The organism is Haloarcula sp. CBA1115 (assembly GCF_000827835.1).
In the GTDB taxonomy this organism is placed as follows: Archaea; Halobacteriota; Halobacteria; order Halobacteriales; family Haloarculaceae; genus Haloarcula; species Haloarcula hispanica.
This window is the reverse complement of sequence record NZ_CP010529.1, coordinates 1323472-1338811: the sequence shown is the minus strand read 5'-3', so window position 1 is coordinate 1338811 and position 15340 is coordinate 1323472. Positions and strand designations below refer to the sequence as shown.

Below are 15340 nucleotides of genomic sequence, written 5' to 3'. Positions count from 1 at the left end.
TCGCTATTCTGTCACTCCACGATATCGACACCGGTAATCTCGAACCGTGCGCCGCCCTCGCTCCCCTCGTCGATAGTTACCGTCCAGCCGTGGGCGTCGGCGATCTCCGCGACGATCCAGAGCCCGAACCCCGTCCCGGCGTCTGACGTCGAGTAGCCGGTCTCGAACACGCGTGACCGCTCCGATTCGTCGATGCCATCGCCGTCGTCTTCGACGTAGAAGCCGTCGTCAAGTTCTCCAACGGTAACCGTCACGTCGTCGCTGCCGTGTTCCACGCTGTCGCCGGCCCCCGGCCGACTGCTTGTGGAGCCATGCTCCACACTGTTACTGAACAGGTTCTCGAGCAGTTGTTCCAATCGGCTCCTGTCAGCACGAACGACGGCGTCTGTCTCGACAGTGAGTTCGGCGTCGTTGGTTTCGACGTTGTGCCAGCACTGTTCGGCCGTGTCCGTGAGCGCCACTACGCCGGCGTCAACCGCTGACTGCTCGTCGCGAGCGGCCGCGAGCAGGTCGTCGATGAGCGTCCGCATCCGCGCGAGCGCGTCGCTGGCGCTGTCGAGGTGTTCGCTGTCGTACTCCTGTTGGGCCAGTTCGATGCGTCCCTCGGCGACGGATAGTGGGTTCCTGAGGTCGTGGCTGACGATGCTCGTGAACTCTTCGAGACGTTCGTTCGTGTCCTCCAGTTCCTGCTCGCGGCGCTTGCGCTCGGTGATGTCACGGTCGATACCGATTGCCCGGACTGGCGTCCCGTCGCTGTCGGATTCGACGCGGCCCTTTGCCTCCATCCAGCGGACCTCGCCGTCACGGACGATTCGGAACTCGGCTTCGTACGTGCCGGTCTCGGTCGCTGATTCGATTCGGGCCGCGACTTCCGACTGGTCCTCGGGATGGACCAGCGGTAAAAACTCGTCCAGCGACTCGATGTCGGTGCCGTACAGCGTCTCGGACCCGGGGTAGTACGACAGGCCGCCGGACTCGAACTCGCGGTCCCAGACGACCGTATTAGTGGTCTCTAGCGCGATTTCCATCCGCTCGCGAGTCCCTTCCAGTTCGCGCTCCCGGAGCTTTCGGTCCGTGATATCCTGGACAGAGCCCCGGAGTTTGACAACATCGCCGTTCTCGGTGACTGGTTCACACAGTGCGCGGACCCATCGGTCGTGGTCGTCGTCGCCGATACGCACCTCCATGTCGTATCCCTCTGCTGTTTCTATCGCCCGCTCGAACTCCGTCATGACGGTCTCCCTGTCGTCGGGGTGGTACAGGTCGACGATAGAGTCGACGGTCAGTTCGTCGTCCGGAGTCAGGCCGTGTATCCGGTAGAACTCGCTTGTCACCGTCATCTCCGGCGGCTCGCTCGTCACGTCTATCTCCCAGCCACCGACGCTCGCGATCCGCTGGGCCTGGTCGAGGAGTTCCTTCGTTCGCGTAAGCTCCTGCTCGCGTGCCTTCCGTTCGGTGATGTCCCGGCCGATGCCGGCCAGCATCGGGTTCCCGTCGGGGTCTTCGACGCGGGTCGCCGTGAACTCGTGGGGGATCTGATCCCCCGATTTCGTAATAAACGGCACTTCCACCCGGGTCGTGTCGCCCTCGAACACTGATTCGATAGCGGCCCCAACGAGGTCCCGATACTCCGCCGGGAAGAACTCGGCTCCGTAGGTCCCGGCGACTTCGGCGGCCGAGTAGCCGGTTACGTTCAGCAGACTCTCGTTCCAGCGCCGGAAGCGGCCGTCGCTGTCGAGGACGTAGAACACGTCGTCGATGGCGTCCAGCATGTCGTCGGTGTACTCCTTGTACCGTTCGAGGCGTTGTTCGCGCTGCTGGCGTTCGAGTTCGTAGCTCACCCACTGCGTCGCGAGATGGACGAACGTCTTCTCGTCCTCGGTGAAGGGGGTCTTGCGGGCCTCCCGGTCGACGAAACAGAGGCTCCCTGAATGTGCGTCACGGACACGGACCTCGGCGCTGATGTACGTCTCGTATTCCCAGCGGTCGTATGCCGGGTCCGAGGCCCACCCCTCATCGGACGCTTCGGCGATTGCCATGACGCTCCCTGTGTCGATCATCTTCCGGCAGTACGCCTCCGACAGCGGTGTGACGGTTCCTGGCTTGAGCCGTTCGTCGCTCCCGCTCGCATAGCGGACGGTGAACTCGTCGCGGTCAGTATCGTTCGCGGACAGGAACGCGCCAGCGGTCCCAAGGCGCTCCCGACCAAGGTCCAAAACCGCCTGTATCTTCTCTTCAAACGAGGCGTCGGGGTCGGCGCTGATCTCGTAGAGCTTCCGGAGCGTCTGGTTGTGCTCTGTGAGCTGGTTCTTGGTGGCTTCGAGTTCGCGCTCGCGGTTCCGCCGCTCGGTGATGTCACGGGCGAACCCGGCCACGCGAACGACCTCGCCGTCGTCGTTCGTGATCGGCTCGCCCTGTATCCAGACCCAGCGCTGATACTCCTCCGTTGCGTTGACACGGCATTCGACGTCGGCCGACTCGCCGTGCATGAGACGCCGCATCGCGTCTTTCATCAGCTCGCGGTCCTCGGGATGGATACCGTCCAGGAAATCGTAGGGGTTGTCACGGAGCTTGGCCACTGACCGCCCCCAGATATCCTCGTAGGCGGAGTTGATCACGAGGACTTCGCTCAGGTCGGCTGTGAACTCCCAGAGGATATCGTTGGTTGCCTCAGTGAGCTCCCGGACACGGCGCTCTGACTCGGCGGCCTGTCGCTTCGCGCGGTACTCGGAGACCGCGTTTTCGATGCGGTTGGCCAGTAGCTCGTACACCTCGACTCCGAACGACTTCTGTAGATAGTCGGTGACGCCCATCGAGATAGCTTCGCTGGCCACCTCTTCGCTGCCCTTGCCGGTGAACAGAATGAACGGTAGGTCCGGGTTCGTCTCCCGAATCGCATCGAGCAGATCGATGCCGTTCATCTTCGGCATATCGTAGTCGGAGACGACGGCGTCGAATCCGTTTTCGGCGAGCTGGTCGAGCCCGTCTCGTGCGCTGGTCGCGGTTTCGACGGAGATCCGGTCGTCCGCAGCCTCCAGGGAATCCGCTGCGACAGCCACGAAATCAGGGTCGTCGTCGATGTGTAACACCTGAATCCGTTCGCCGACGACATCGGTTTCCCCGTCGAGATGCCGGCCGCGAAGCGCCTCGGTCATAGTCAACTAGTTCACAAGTCCACGCAAAAACAGTTCTGCCAGTTAATTTGTGTTCGCGCGCAAGCGAAGCCGGCAGTCGGTGGCGACGAGGCTATCGCCTGCGTGTGACAACACCCGGCCGTCAGTGAGCCGGTCTTCCCGGGACATTCGGTTTCAGTCTGCCGCTCGGCCGCCGCCGCCGGCGTACGCGCGAGTCACGTCGACGAGCGCCTTCCGGAACTCGGACTCGTTCGGCTCGGGCGACAGCGAGGCGAAGTGGCGCTTGAACTCCGTGAGGTCGATCGATTCGGCGTCCTGGGCCGCGGCGTGGGCGAGGTCGTACAGCCGGTGGTCCGGTTCGACCAGGTCGTGGCGCTCACACAGCGCAAGGGCGAACGCCGCATTGACGGCCGTGATATCCGGGTCTGCAGCCGGCGTCAGCCGTGCGGCCGGTTCGCTGGGGTGGCGCACTCGGGTCGGTGACGTCGAGCGGTCCCAGGTCGGTGGGTCGCCGGGGCGGTCCGCGACGGCGGCCGCGAGGCTGGCTTCCAGAAACGGCACCAGTTTGTCGCCGGGCACCACCGGCATCCAGATGTCGTCGGCGTAGACGTCTTTCATGTGGTTGGCGATCTGGTAACAGTGCGTGAGCTTTCGCTGTTCCACCGAGCGCCCCGCCAGCGCGAGGTAGATGGCCTCCCGCGTCGACTGGGTGTGTGACGGATGCTCCCGTTCGTGATGGTGCATGTGCGCGTATTCGTGTAACGCCAGTTCGCGGGCCATCGCGCTCGTCGCGGCCTGGCGGGAGATTGTCAGCCGGTGGGCATCGTCGCTGTGGCTGACGCGGGTGCGCTCGTCGGGGTCCTCCCGGATCCGGACAGTCACTGGTCGGTTCAGGTCGTGTTCCGTCGAGAAGAGGTCCCGCGCCCCGAGAAACGGTTCGGCCGGCCCACCCTGCACGTGCACGTCCATGTGTCACCTTCTCATGGGTCGCAGAGCTATTAATCCACGGGTGGGGGCAGCGTTCGCACAGAGCGGGTGCTCAGGACTCAATCGCCGCGAAACCGCGCTCCAGGTCGGCCCGGAGGTCCTCGACGGCTTCGATACCCACCGAAAGGCGGATAAGCGTGTCAGAGATGCCGAGTTCGTCCCGCGCAGCCGGTGAGAGGGGTTCGTGTGTCATCGCCGCCGGGAGCTCCGCCAGGCTCTCGACGCCGCCGAGGCTGACTGCCAGCGTCACCGTCTCTAACGCTTCGAGGAAGCGCTTGGCGTCGGCCATGTCTCCGGCCAGTTCGAACGAGAGCACGCCGCCAAAGCCCTGCATCTGCTCGCGAGCCAGGTCGTGCTGTGGGTGGCTCTCTAACCCTGGGTAGTGGACCGTTTCGACGCGCTCGTGGTCGTCGAGGTACTGCGCGAGGGCCATGGCGTTGTTCTCGTGGCGAGTCATCCGGACACCCAGCGTCTTGATGCCCCGCGAGATGAGATAGCTGTCGAACGGGGCGAGCATGTTCCCGAGCGCGATTTGCTGGCGGAACTCCACCCGCTCGGCCACCTCGGGGTCGTTAGTAATCAGTGCGCCGCCGACGGCATCGCTGTGGCCGTTGAGGTACTTCGTCGTGCTGTGGACCACGAGGTCCGCGCCGAGGGCCAGCGGCTGCTGGAAGTACGGACTCGCGAAGGTGTTGTCGACCCCGACCGTCGCGCCGTAGTCGGCAGCGACGGCCGCAATCGCGTCGATGTCACAGAGTTTTATCAACGGATTTGTCGGGGTCTCGACCCAGACTAACTCCGTTGCCGGCGTCATCGCGGCCGCGACAGCGTCGGCGTCAGTCGCGTCGACGAACTCCACGTCGACGCCAAGCTGGTCCCGGAACAGCGTTTCGAACATCCGTCGCGTGCCCGCGTACAGGTCGTCGAACGCAACGACGTGGTCGCCCGGTTCGACCAGTGAGAGCACCGCTGTTGCAACGGCCGCTGTCCCCGAACTGAAGGCATAGGCTCGCTCTCCGTCCTCTAGCGCGGCTAACTCCTGTTCGAGGCCGTGTCGTGTCGGGTTCGACAGCCGCGAGTAGAGGAACTCGCCTTCACCGGGGTCGACGTCCTCCAGAGAGAGGTCCGTGTCGAGCCCGGCCAGTTCGTAGGTCGACGAGAGGTGTATCGGGAGCGTGACATCCCCTGCTGCTGACGCCGTCTCGGTATCGACTGCAATCGTGTCGAGGTGTGGACGCCGAGTCATACGCTTCCGTCTGCTGGCTGGCGCTAATACCTTTGCAATCATTACTCATCCGACTGCAAATAATTATAATCGCTGGGTATACTCCCGTGACTATACTGTCGGTTGTTCTCCCGTGAGGGGTTGCCCCACAGGTAGCGACTATCTGCACGAAGACACAGCCAGCAGTGCACCGACCGTTCGGAATGCCAGACCATGACACGCGAACGGCCGGATTTCGAGCGGTCACGGCCGTAGTGAAACACTATCCTTTTGACCCTGCTGTTGATAGAAAGCTGTATAATGGGCCGACGTAAGAAAATCGTCCAAGAATGTGAGACACTGATGGACGATCCGGAGCACATCCGGAACATCGCCATCGCTGCTCACGTCGATCACGGAAAGACGACGCTGACAGACAATCTGCTGGCCGGTGCCGGCATGATTTCCGACGACACCGCCGGCGAACAGCTGGCGATGGACACTGAGGAAGACGAACAGGAACGTGGGATCACCATCGACGCGGCTAACGTTTCGATGACCCACGAATACGAGGACCAGAACCACCTCATCAACCTTATCGACACCCCTGGCCACGTCGACTTCGGTGGCGACGTGACCCGTGCGATGCGTGCCGTCGACGGCGCGCTGGTGGTCGTCGACGCCGTCGAGGGCGCGATGCCCCAGACCGAGACGGTGCTCCGGCAGGCGCTCCGCGAGGGCGTCAAGCCGACGCTGTTCATCAACAAGGTCGACCGCCTCATCTCCGAGCTTCAGGAAGGACCCGAGGAGATGCAGGAGCGCCTGCTCGCGGTCATTCAGGACGTCAACGACCTCATCCGCGGCATGACCGAGGAGATGGACGACATCGAGGACTGGACGGTTTCCGTCGAGGAAGGAACCGTCGGCTTCGGCTCCGCGCTGTACAAGTGGGGCGTCTCGATGCCGTCGATGCAGCGGACCGGCATGGACTTCGGCGAAATCATGGAGCTCGAGCGCAACGACAACCGCCAAGAACTCCACGAGCGCACGCCGCTGTCCGACGTGGTGCTCGACATGGTGTGTGAGCACTTCCCGAACCCTGTCGACGCCCAGCCGATGCGAGTTCCGCGTATCTGGCGTGGCGACGCCGAATCCCAGCTCGCCGAGGACATGGCGATGGTCAACGAGGACGGCGAAGTCGTCCTGATGGTCACCGACATCGGTGTCGACCCCCACGCTGGCGAAATCGCCGCCGGTCGTGTCTTCTCCGGCACGCTGGAGAAGGGGCAGGAGCTGTACGTCTCCGGAACTGCGGGCAAGAACCGCATCCAGAGCGTCGGTATCTACATGGGTGGCGAGCGCGAGGAAGTCGAGCACGTTCCCGCCGGGAACATCGCCGCCGTCACGGGCCTCAAGGACGCCATCGCTGGCTCCACCGTCTCCAGCGAGGAGATGACGCCATTCGAGTCCATCGAGCACATCTCGGAGCCGGTCATCACGAAGTCCGTCGAGGCACAGAACATGGACGACCTGCCGAAGCTCATCGAGACGCTCCAGCAGGTCGCCAAGGAAGACCCGACCATCCAGGTCGAAATTAACGAGGACACCGGCGAGCACCTCATCTCCGGGCAGGGTGAACTCCACCTGGAAGTCATCGGCCAGCGTATCGAGCGCAACCAGGGCATCCCGATCAACACCGGTGAGCCGATTGTTGTCTACCGCGAGGCCCCGCAGAACGAGAGCCGCGAAGTCGAAGGTCGGTCGCCGAACAACCACAACCGCTTCTACATCAGCATCGAGCCGCTCGGCGAGGACATCGTCGAGACCATCAAGATGGGCGAGGCGTCGATGGACATGCCAGAACTGGAGCGCCGTGAAGCGCTGCAGGAAGCCGGCATGGACAAGGACGACTCCCAGAACATCGAGCACATCCACGGGACCAACATCCTGCTCGACGAGACGAAGGGTATCCAGCACCTCAACGAGACGATGGAACTCGTCATCGAAGGCCTCGAAGAAGCCCTCGACGACGGCCCGCTCGCGTCCGAGCCGGTCCAGGGGTCGCTCATCCGTCTCCACGACGCCCGCCTCCACGAGGACGCCATCCACCGCGGCCCGGCCCAGGTCATCCCGGCCGTCCGCGAGGCTGTCCACAACGCGCTCATCGACGCCAGCATCAAGCTGCTGGAGCCGATTCAGCAGGTCCGCATCGACGTGCCCAACGACCACATGGGCGCTGCGAGCGGCGAGATTCAGGGCCGCCGTGGCCGCGTCGACGATATGTACCAGGAAGGCGACCTGATGGTCGTCGAAGGCGTCGCCCCGGTCGACGAGATGATCGGCTTCTCCTCAGACATCCGCTCGGCCACTGAGGGCCGTGCCTCCTGGAACACCGAGAACGCCGGCTTCCAGGTCCTTGCCGACAACCTCCAGCCCGACAAGATCAGCGAGATCCGCGAGCGCAAGGGCATGAAGCAGGAACTGAACCCGGCTATCGACTACTTCTAAGTACCTTTTTACTTCGTCGGGTTTCCTCGCGCCGCCGATGGCGGCGCTGCGGGAACCACTCCTCGTAAAAATCTACGCTAAAAACGACCTCCAAGTCGCGCTCTGTGAGCGCGCTCGGAGTGAAACCGCGCGCCGCCGGCGCGCGGTATGCTGTCTGCCCGCTTTCTCTTGTCTCTGCCCCGCTACAGGACTGCTCTCATTCTCCCGCTTGTTCCCGCAACCGGTCGATTCGGTTCCCCAGCGGTGGCGATTTCGAGAACGGGTTCGCGAGTCGTCGTCTCGACGGCTCCATTTCGTGGACGGTAGCGTACCGTTCGAGGGCGTCGGCAACGGCATCGGGGCCGACGCGGTCGGCCGCGTAGTCGTCGGCTGCCCGGACACCGCGGCGGGTGACCCACAGGCTGGCGACGATGAGTCCGAGACTTGCGCCGGCAAGCGGCCACAGCGGGCCGACGTCGGCCAGTGCCACGAACAGCGGAACTACTGCGACAAGCAGGCCGCCGACGACCCGGGCAAGGACTCGGGCGTTCTGGCGGCCGGCCTGGATTGCGAGCAGGGCCGTCGCCGTCTCGTCGTCGAACACGTCGAGGAACGTGCTCGTCAGGAACAGGCGGCGATACCCGGGGAAGCCGCGCACGGTCACGTTCGCGGTTCTCTCCTGTTCGGTGTCGAACACCCGGACGTCTCGGACAGTCAGTCCCGCACGCTCTTTGAGTCGCTCCAGCGTCTCCGCTGTCGGTTCGTCCGGTCTATCGACCGACCGGATTAGCGGGATGAACCACGGGGAGACAGCCTGTACGGTGACAGCGAAAACGGTAACGAGAGCCAGCAGTCCGGGGGGCGACAGCCCGGTTTCGAGCGGTACCACGACGACAGTCACCAACGCAGTGATTCCGAGGACGTACCGTCCCATCCGGACCACCGCCCGACCGGTCGAGAGTTCGATGTCACGAACGCTGCGGATACCCGGGACAGTCGGCGCGTAGGCGGCCAGTCCGACGGTGCCGGCGGCGAGCAGCTCGGCGAACGTCGCTACCACTGCTCCGACCACTCCGGTCTGCCCGCCGGCGATCAAGTGGCCGAGTCCGAGCAACAGAAAGACGACGTACGACAGCAGCGTGAATGGGAGTATGATGCCGAGGAACAACTGCCGGTATCTGGCGACGGGGTTCGAGAGTCGTCGTACGACCGCGCTTCCGAGCGCGCCGATGCCCGCTCCGACGACGGCGAACGTTCCGAAGACGAGCAGCGCTGCACCTGTCGACAGCGATGTGGCTTGGAGGGCGTACACATACGAATCGCTCTGCTGTCAGGCAAAAAAACGTAGCGTTCACCTGTCTGTATCCGGCACGACTGGGAGTGCCCCACACTTAGGGCAACCAACGCCGAACAGGGCGGTATGAGCGACCGCCTGCATCAGATTGTGGACCTTCTCGTCGCTGCTGTCATCGCCGGCACGTCGACGTTCATTTGGAGTTTCGTCCTGCCGACGGGGCTGGCGCTGACGCTTGCGGGGATGTTCGCGGCGATGTACTACTTTTCACGCAATCCCTGGGGGTCGCCTCGCGGCGAGGCGTACAACGAGTGGATCGACGACCTGTACGACCGCTTTCTGCCCTGAGACCAAACGAACGGTTTCTTATACGTGCCCCTGCTGAGTCATCCACAATGAGCCGAGATACTCAGGAGGTGAGCGGGCGATGAGCGACTCGACCGACGAGGTACGGTCCTACACAGTTCGGCTGGAGCTGGTCGACGAACCGGGCGAACTGCTGCGGGCGCTCGAGCCCATCGCCACGAACGGCGGGAACCTCCTCTCTATCTTCCACGAGCGGGGGAACGTGACCCCGCGGGGCCACATCCCCGTTGAGGTCGACCTGGAGGCGACCCCCGAGCGGTTCGACGGAATCGTCGACGCACTCCGGGACGCGGGCATCAACGTCATCCAGGCCGGGGCCGAGCAGTACAGCGAGGCGTTGACGATCATCCTCACCGGCCATCTCGTCAACACAGACCTCTCTGACACGCTCTCGCGGATTCACGAGTCCACGGACGCGACCGTGACCGACCTCTCGCTGTCGGCACCGGAGGGGACCGACGACGCCTCCAGCGCGCGCATCCGACTGGCGACCGAGGAAGGGGCAGTCGACGAGACGATGACTTCGATTCGTGCTGTCGCCGACGAGAAGGGGCTCCACGTCATCGAACCGCTCGCTGCGGGAGGTGAGGCATGAGGCTCGCCGTCATCGGAGCCGGTGCAGTCGGCTCCAGCGTCGTCGAATTAGCGAGCGACCACGGCCATTCGGTCACCGCGTTCGCTGACTCCAGTAGTGCCGTCATCGACAGCGCCGGCATTGACACTGCCGAGGTGCTCGACCGGAAGCGAACCGACGGCGTTGTCGGCAGTGCCGCACCCGAAGACGCGCTTTCGGCCGAGTACGACGTACTCGTCGAGGCGACGCCGACGACGCTCGGCGACGCCGAACCGGGGTTCAGCCACGTTCAGGCCGCACTCGAACGGGACCGCCACGCCGTGCTGGCGAACAAAGGCCCGGTCGCAGAGCGGTACGCCGACGTTCGCGCGCTGGAACGCGAAAGCGAGGGGAGCGTGCTGTTCGAGGCAACCGTCGGCGGCGCGATGCCGGTCCTCTCGACCATCGACGACTTCGACCCGAGCCACATTACCGCCGTCCGCGGGGTGCTCAACGGGACGGCGAACTTCATCCTCTCCCGGATGGCGACCGAGGGTCTCGATTACGAGCACGTCCTCGCGGAGGCGCAGGACCTCGGCGTTGCCGAGGCTGACCCGACCTTCGACGTCGACGGCACCGACGCGGCGCTGAAAGGCGTCATCGTCGCGAACGTCCTGGCCGATGACGAGACGGAATACACGCTCGATGACGCCGAAGTCGAGGGCATTCAGGATATCTCCGGCAGTGCGCTCGAACTCGCACGGGCTGACGGCCGGACCGTTCGGCTCATCGCCGAGGTCGTCGAGGGCTCCGTCCGCGTCGGCCCGCGGCTCGTTCCGGACAACGCGCCGCTTGCCGTCTCCGGGACCCGGAACATCGCGCAGCTAGAGACCGAACACGCCGGCCAGCTCAACATCTCCGGGCGCGGTGCCGGCGGCCCGGAAACCGCGAGCGCGGTGCTTGCCGATATCGGCCGACTGTAACGAGATAGCGGGATTTCCGACGCGCCTGTATCGTTCTCTTATTCACTGTGCTTCCCTCAGTTGGCAGTCCCGTTTGTCACTCCGAAGGACACAAACCCGGCCGTGACTGCCGGTATCGGTCGTTCTCCCTGACCAAGCTATTGAGTGCCACACTACCATGCCATGTCGTGCCGAATCGCAAGAAAGCGACGGGCTGACGCTTACACGCTTTCGAAATCGTTTTATGAACCACCAGCTAATAAACCCGATACAGCGCCTCTGCGCGTGAGAGATAACAATGAGCGACGAACAACACCAGAACCTGGCCATTATCGGCCACGTCGACCACGGGAAGAGCACGCTCGTCGGCCGACTCCTGTACGAGACAGGATCGGTACCGGAGCACGTCATCGAACAGCACAAAGAAGAAGCCGAGGAGAAGGGCAAGGGCGGCTTCGAGTTCGCCTACGTCATGGACAACCTCGCCGAAGAGCGTGAGCGCGGTGTCACCATCGACATCGCCCACCAGGAGTTCAGCACCGACGCCTACGATTTCACCATCGTGGACTGTCCTGGTCACCGCGACTTCGTGAAGAACATGATTACCGGCGCGTCCCAGGCCGACAACGCCGTCCTGGTCGTCGCCGCGGACGACGGCGTTCAGCCGCAGACTCAGGAGCACGTGTTCCTGGCCCGCACCCTGGGCATCGGCGAGCTCGTCGTCGGTGTCAACAAGATGGACCTCGTCGACTACGGCGAGTCCGAGTACAAGCAGGTCGTCGAAGAGGTCAAGGACCTCCTCACACAGGTCCGCTTCGACCCTGACAACGCCAAGTTCATCCCGCTCTCGGCGTTCGAAGGCGACAATGTCGCCGAGGAGTCCGAGAACACGGACTGGTACGACGGCGAAATCCTGCTGGAAGCACTCAACAACCTGCCGGCTCCGGAGCCGCCGACGGACGCGCCGCTCCGACTGCCGATTCAGGACGTCTACACCATCTCCGGTATCGGTACGGTCCCGGTCGGCCGTGTCGAGACGGGTATCCTGAACACGGGCGACAACGTCAGCTTCCAGCCGTCTGACGTCTCCGGTGAAGTGAAGACCGTCGAGATGCACCACGAGGAAGTCCCGAAGGCCGAGCCCGGTGACAACGTCGGCTTCAACGTCCGCGGCGTCGGCAAGGACGACATCCGACGCGGTGACGTCTGCGGTCCGGCCGACGACCCGCCGTCGGTCGCCGAGACCTTCCAGGCCCAGATCGTCGTGATGCAGCACCCGTCCGTCATCACGGAAGGGTACACGCCGGTCTTCCACGCCCACACGGCACAGGTCGCCTGTACTGTCGAGTCCATCGACAAGAAGATCGACCCGTCCTCCGGTGAGGTCGCCGAGGAGAACCCCGACTTCATCCAGAACGGGGACGCCGCCGTCGTGACGGTCCGCCCACAGAAGCCGCTCAGCATCGAGCCGTCCTCCGAGATTCCGGAGCTCGGTTCGTTCGCTATCCGCGACATGGGTCAGACCATCGCCGCCGGCAAAGTCCTCAGCGTCAACGAGCGATAACGTATGTCCCAGCAGGCACGCGTTCGGCTCGCGGGCACAAGCCCCGAGGACCTCGACGACATCTGCGCCGACGTGCGGGAGATCGCGAACAAGACCGGCGTCGAACTCTCCGGTCCGGTTCCGCTCCCCACCAAGACGCTGGAGGTTCCCACCCGCAAGTCCCCCGACGGTGAGGGGACCGCGACGTGGGAACACTGGGAGATGCGCGTCCACAAGCGGCTCATCGATATCGACGCCGACGAACGGGCACTGCGCCAGCTGATGCGCATCCAGGTTCCCAACGACGTCTCCATCGAGATCGTCCTCGAGGACTGAGCCTCGGGACCTGTCGCTTCGCGACAGCGTCGTTGTGTAGCCCGACCGAACCGCTGGCCGGGACAGTGTGAATCGCTATCGAAGGCCGCTCTCACGCGCAGGGTTTTTATAACTCCGCGTTCGAGTGGCAGACCACGCGGGCTCGTAGATCAGTGGCAGATCGCTTCCTTCGCAAGGAAGAGGCCCCGGGTTCAAATCCCGGCGAGTCCATGCGAATTTCGCTTGTTCGGTAATCGCAACACGCCGCCGCTTCTTTATAATCGACATACCGTCGAATTGTGTCTCCGTTCTGGCTGCAGCAGCTTTGCCGGTAGTGATTCGAGACGCTGTCAGGAGGGGAAAACCCGTCCCAGGAGGATAGACGAAACCACCGGTGTGTCGGTATCGGCCTTGGTTTCGGATGAGCAGCGGGTCGACCCGCTGAGTCGTTCAGAAGAACTGGAACAGATCGTCTCGCTGGGCCTCGTGAAGGTGGTGCCGGACGGCCTCGTTCAGCGGCTCGACGGAGCCGCGCTTCGCGCTGATCGGCGCGATAGTCTCCTGCCACTGTTGCCATGGCGGGTGCAGTCCGAGTCGGTCACAGAGTTCGTTCAAGCGGTCGTCCTTGTCGTCGACCTTGTCCATCTTGTTGACGGCGACGACCGGCTCGACACCGACCTCCCGGAGGAAATGAAACATCTCCACGTCGTGTGGGATCTCGTCGGGGCCGGAGTGGCGGTCGATGATGTCGATGACTGATTTGCCGTCCACGACGAGGATACCGACGAGAATATGCTCGGCGTTCCGCTCGACGTACCGGACCACGTCGGTCTTGATTTCCTCGCGGACGTCTTCGGGACGCCTTTCATGTACCCGAAGCCGGGGAGGTCACTGATGACGAAATCGGCGCTGGCCCAGTCGAAGTGGTTGGGCGAACGCGTGACACCGGGTCGCTGGCCCGTGTCGAACGTGTGGCCCGTTATCTCGCGCATCAACGTCGATTTCCCGACGTTTGACCGACCGACGAGCACCACCTCGGCGTCCCGGTCCGGTCGTGATTCGAACATACCCCGTGTACTCCGCCGGCGGGGAAAAGCGCGTTCGTTTCCCGAGGACCGACTGTTTCGTGATTCACGGCGGCGTTTCGCTCCAGTTCTGCACCCGGGACTCGCTAACTAGCCGCTTTTTTACCCTCGCGGGTCCCACCCGGAGCCGTGCGGCTGGTACAGATACTGATTCCGACCGGAAAGCGAGACGCCGTCCTGGGCGTGTTGGCCGAGGAGGGCATCGACTACGTGCTCACCGACGAGACGAGCGGGCGGGAGTTCACCGCTGTCGTCACCTTTCCAGTCCCGACCAACGCACTCGAACCAGTCCTCGAAGAGCTGCGGAACGTCGGTATCAACGACGACGGCTATACGGTCGTCGTGGACGCGAACACCGTCATCTCCAGCCAGTTCGACGAACTAGAGGAGAAGTACGCTGAGGAGGAAGACGAAGACCGCATCGCGCGAGAGGAACTCACCTCGAAGGCAAACGACCTCGCTCCCTCGATGTCGAACTACGCGCTCATGACCATCATCAGCGCGATTATCGCGACCGCCGGGCTCCTGCTCGATTCCCCGGCCGTCGTCGTCGGCTCGATGGTCATCGCGCCGCTCATCGGCCCGGCGATGACCGCCAACGTCGGCACCGTCGTCGACGACCACGAGATGTTCATTCAGGGCGTCAAACTCCAGGCCGTCGGGCTCGGACTCGCCGTGGCAAGCGCGACTGTCTTTGCCCTGCTGGTCCGGTACGCCAACGTCATCCCGCCGCTCGCCGATGTGACCACAGTCGGCCAGATACGCGAGCGGGTCGCCCCCGACTTCCTCTCGCTGATCGTCGCGCTCGGCGCTGGCGCGGCCGGCGTCGTCAGCCTCACCAGCGGCGTCTCGACGGCACTGGTCGGCGTCATGATCGCCGTCGCGCTCATCCCGCCGGCGGCCACGGTCGGCATCGGTATCGCGTGGGGCCAACCGCTCGTCAGCCTCGGGTCCGCCGTGTTGCTGCTTGTGAACGTCCTCTCGATCAACCTCGCAGTGCTCGTCGGGCTCTGGTATCAGGGCTACCGCCCGGAACACTGGTTTCAGGAGAGCAACGCACGGTCGGCGACTGTCAAACGGATCGGCGTCCTCGTCCTGTCGATACTCGTCCTGTCGGCGTTCCTGGGCGGCGTCACCTTCGACTCCTACCAGCAGGCGACGACGGAGTCGGACATCCGCGACGCCATCCAGGGCAGCGTCGACTCGCCGGCTCGCGTGCTGACGGTCGAAATCGAGTACACCAACACTGCGATCTTCCAACAGCCGCGCCGCGTCATCGTCACTGTCGGTCTGCCGCCGGACGCGGAGCAGCCACTGCTTGTCGACCAACTGGATGCTCTGGCTGATGACGCGGCCGGCCGAGACGTTGCGACGGAAGTTCGCTACGTCACTGTCGAGCGGAACGGCTGA

Annotated in this window: 11 protein-coding genes, 1 tRNA gene and 1 pseudogene; 8 read left to right on the top strand and 5 right to left on the bottom strand. The window is 63.8% G+C overall.

The annotated features are described in order from the left end of the window. Positions 1-11: 11 nt before the first annotated feature. The 3 genes from SG26_RS06615 to SG26_RS06605 all read right to left on the bottom strand — a co-directional run bounded on the left by SG26_RS06615 (position 12) and on the right by SG26_RS06605 (position 5367). Positions 12-3155 (bottom strand): PAS domain S-box protein, encoded by a 3144-nt coding sequence (locus tag SG26_RS06615; RefSeq protein ID WP_050037156.1) that lies wholly within the window; start codon positions 3153-3155, stop codon positions 12-14. A gap of 153 nt (positions 3156-3308) precedes the next feature. After that, complete coding sequence (locus SG26_RS06610; RefSeq protein ID WP_050037155.1) at positions 3309-4103, bottom strand: DUF5781 family protein; 795 nt, start codon at positions 4101-4103, stop codon at positions 3309-3311. A 70-nt stretch (positions 4104-4173) separates the two neighbouring features. Further along, complete coding sequence (locus SG26_RS06605) at positions 4174-5367, bottom strand: PLP-dependent aspartate aminotransferase family protein (RefSeq protein ID WP_050037154.1); 1194 nt, start codon at positions 5365-5367, stop codon at positions 4174-4176. A gap of 279 nt (positions 5368-5646) precedes the next feature. Here SG26_RS06605 and SG26_RS06600 point away from each other — a divergent pair, with 279 nt between their 5' ends. Continuing rightward, entirely contained in the window at positions 5647-7833 is a 2187-nt protein-coding gene (locus SG26_RS06600) for an elongation factor EF-2 (RefSeq protein ID WP_014041481.1), read from the top strand. A gap of 196 nt (positions 7834-8029) precedes the next feature. On the opposite strand, the gene SG26_RS06595 is transcribed toward SG26_RS06600, so the two are convergent. After that, positions 8030-9124, bottom strand: a complete 1095-nt coding sequence (locus tag SG26_RS06595) for a peptidase (RefSeq protein WP_369804305.1) — start codon at positions 9122-9124, stop codon at positions 8030-8032. A gap of 108 nt (positions 9125-9232) precedes the next feature. On the opposite strand from SG26_RS06595, the gene SG26_RS06590 reads away from it, so the two are divergent. The 6 genes from SG26_RS06590 (at position 9233) to SG26_RS06565 (ending at position 13076) form a co-directional block, all read left to right on the top strand. Further along, the gene (locus SG26_RS06590; protein WP_004959077.1) at positions 9233-9454 is read left to right on the top strand and encodes a hypothetical protein; all 222 of its coding nucleotides are present in this window, start codon (positions 9233-9235) and stop codon (positions 9452-9454) included. A 79-nt stretch (positions 9455-9533) separates the two neighbouring features. Beyond that, entirely contained in the window at positions 9534-10067 is a 534-nt protein-coding gene (locus SG26_RS06585; RefSeq protein WP_008307542.1) for an amino acid-binding protein, read from the top strand. Beyond that, entirely contained in the window at positions 10064-11008 is a 945-nt protein-coding gene (locus SG26_RS06580) for a homoserine dehydrogenase (RefSeq protein WP_014041478.1), read from the top strand. The genes SG26_RS06585 and SG26_RS06580 overlap by 4 nt, the downstream gene beginning before the upstream one ends. Positions 11009-11285: 277 nt before the next feature. Further along, positions 11286-12551, top strand: a complete 1266-nt coding sequence (gene tuf, locus SG26_RS06575; protein WP_005537153.1) for a translation elongation factor EF-1 subunit alpha — start codon at positions 11286-11288, stop codon at positions 12549-12551. A gap of 3 nt (positions 12552-12554) precedes the next feature. Further along, positions 12555-12866 (top strand): 30S ribosomal protein S10, encoded by a 312-nt coding sequence (rpsJ, locus tag SG26_RS06570; RefSeq protein ID WP_004515425.1) that lies wholly within the window; start codon positions 12555-12557, stop codon positions 12864-12866. Positions 12867-13004: 138 nt separating this feature from the next. Beyond that, a tRNA-Ala gene (locus tag SG26_RS06565) sits at positions 13005-13076 on the top strand. 219 nt (positions 13077-13295) lie between these two features. Here SG26_RS06565 and engB read toward each other — a convergent pair. Then, positions 13296-13912, bottom strand: a pseudogene (engB, locus tag SG26_RS06560) (GTP-binding protein EngB). 147 nt (positions 13913-14059) lie between these two features. Here engB and SG26_RS06555 point away from each other — a divergent pair. Continuing rightward, positions 14060-15340: a TIGR00341 family protein gene (locus tag SG26_RS06555; protein WP_014041456.1), complete on the top strand. Its 1281-nt coding sequence runs from the start codon at positions 14060-14062 to the stop codon at positions 15338-15340.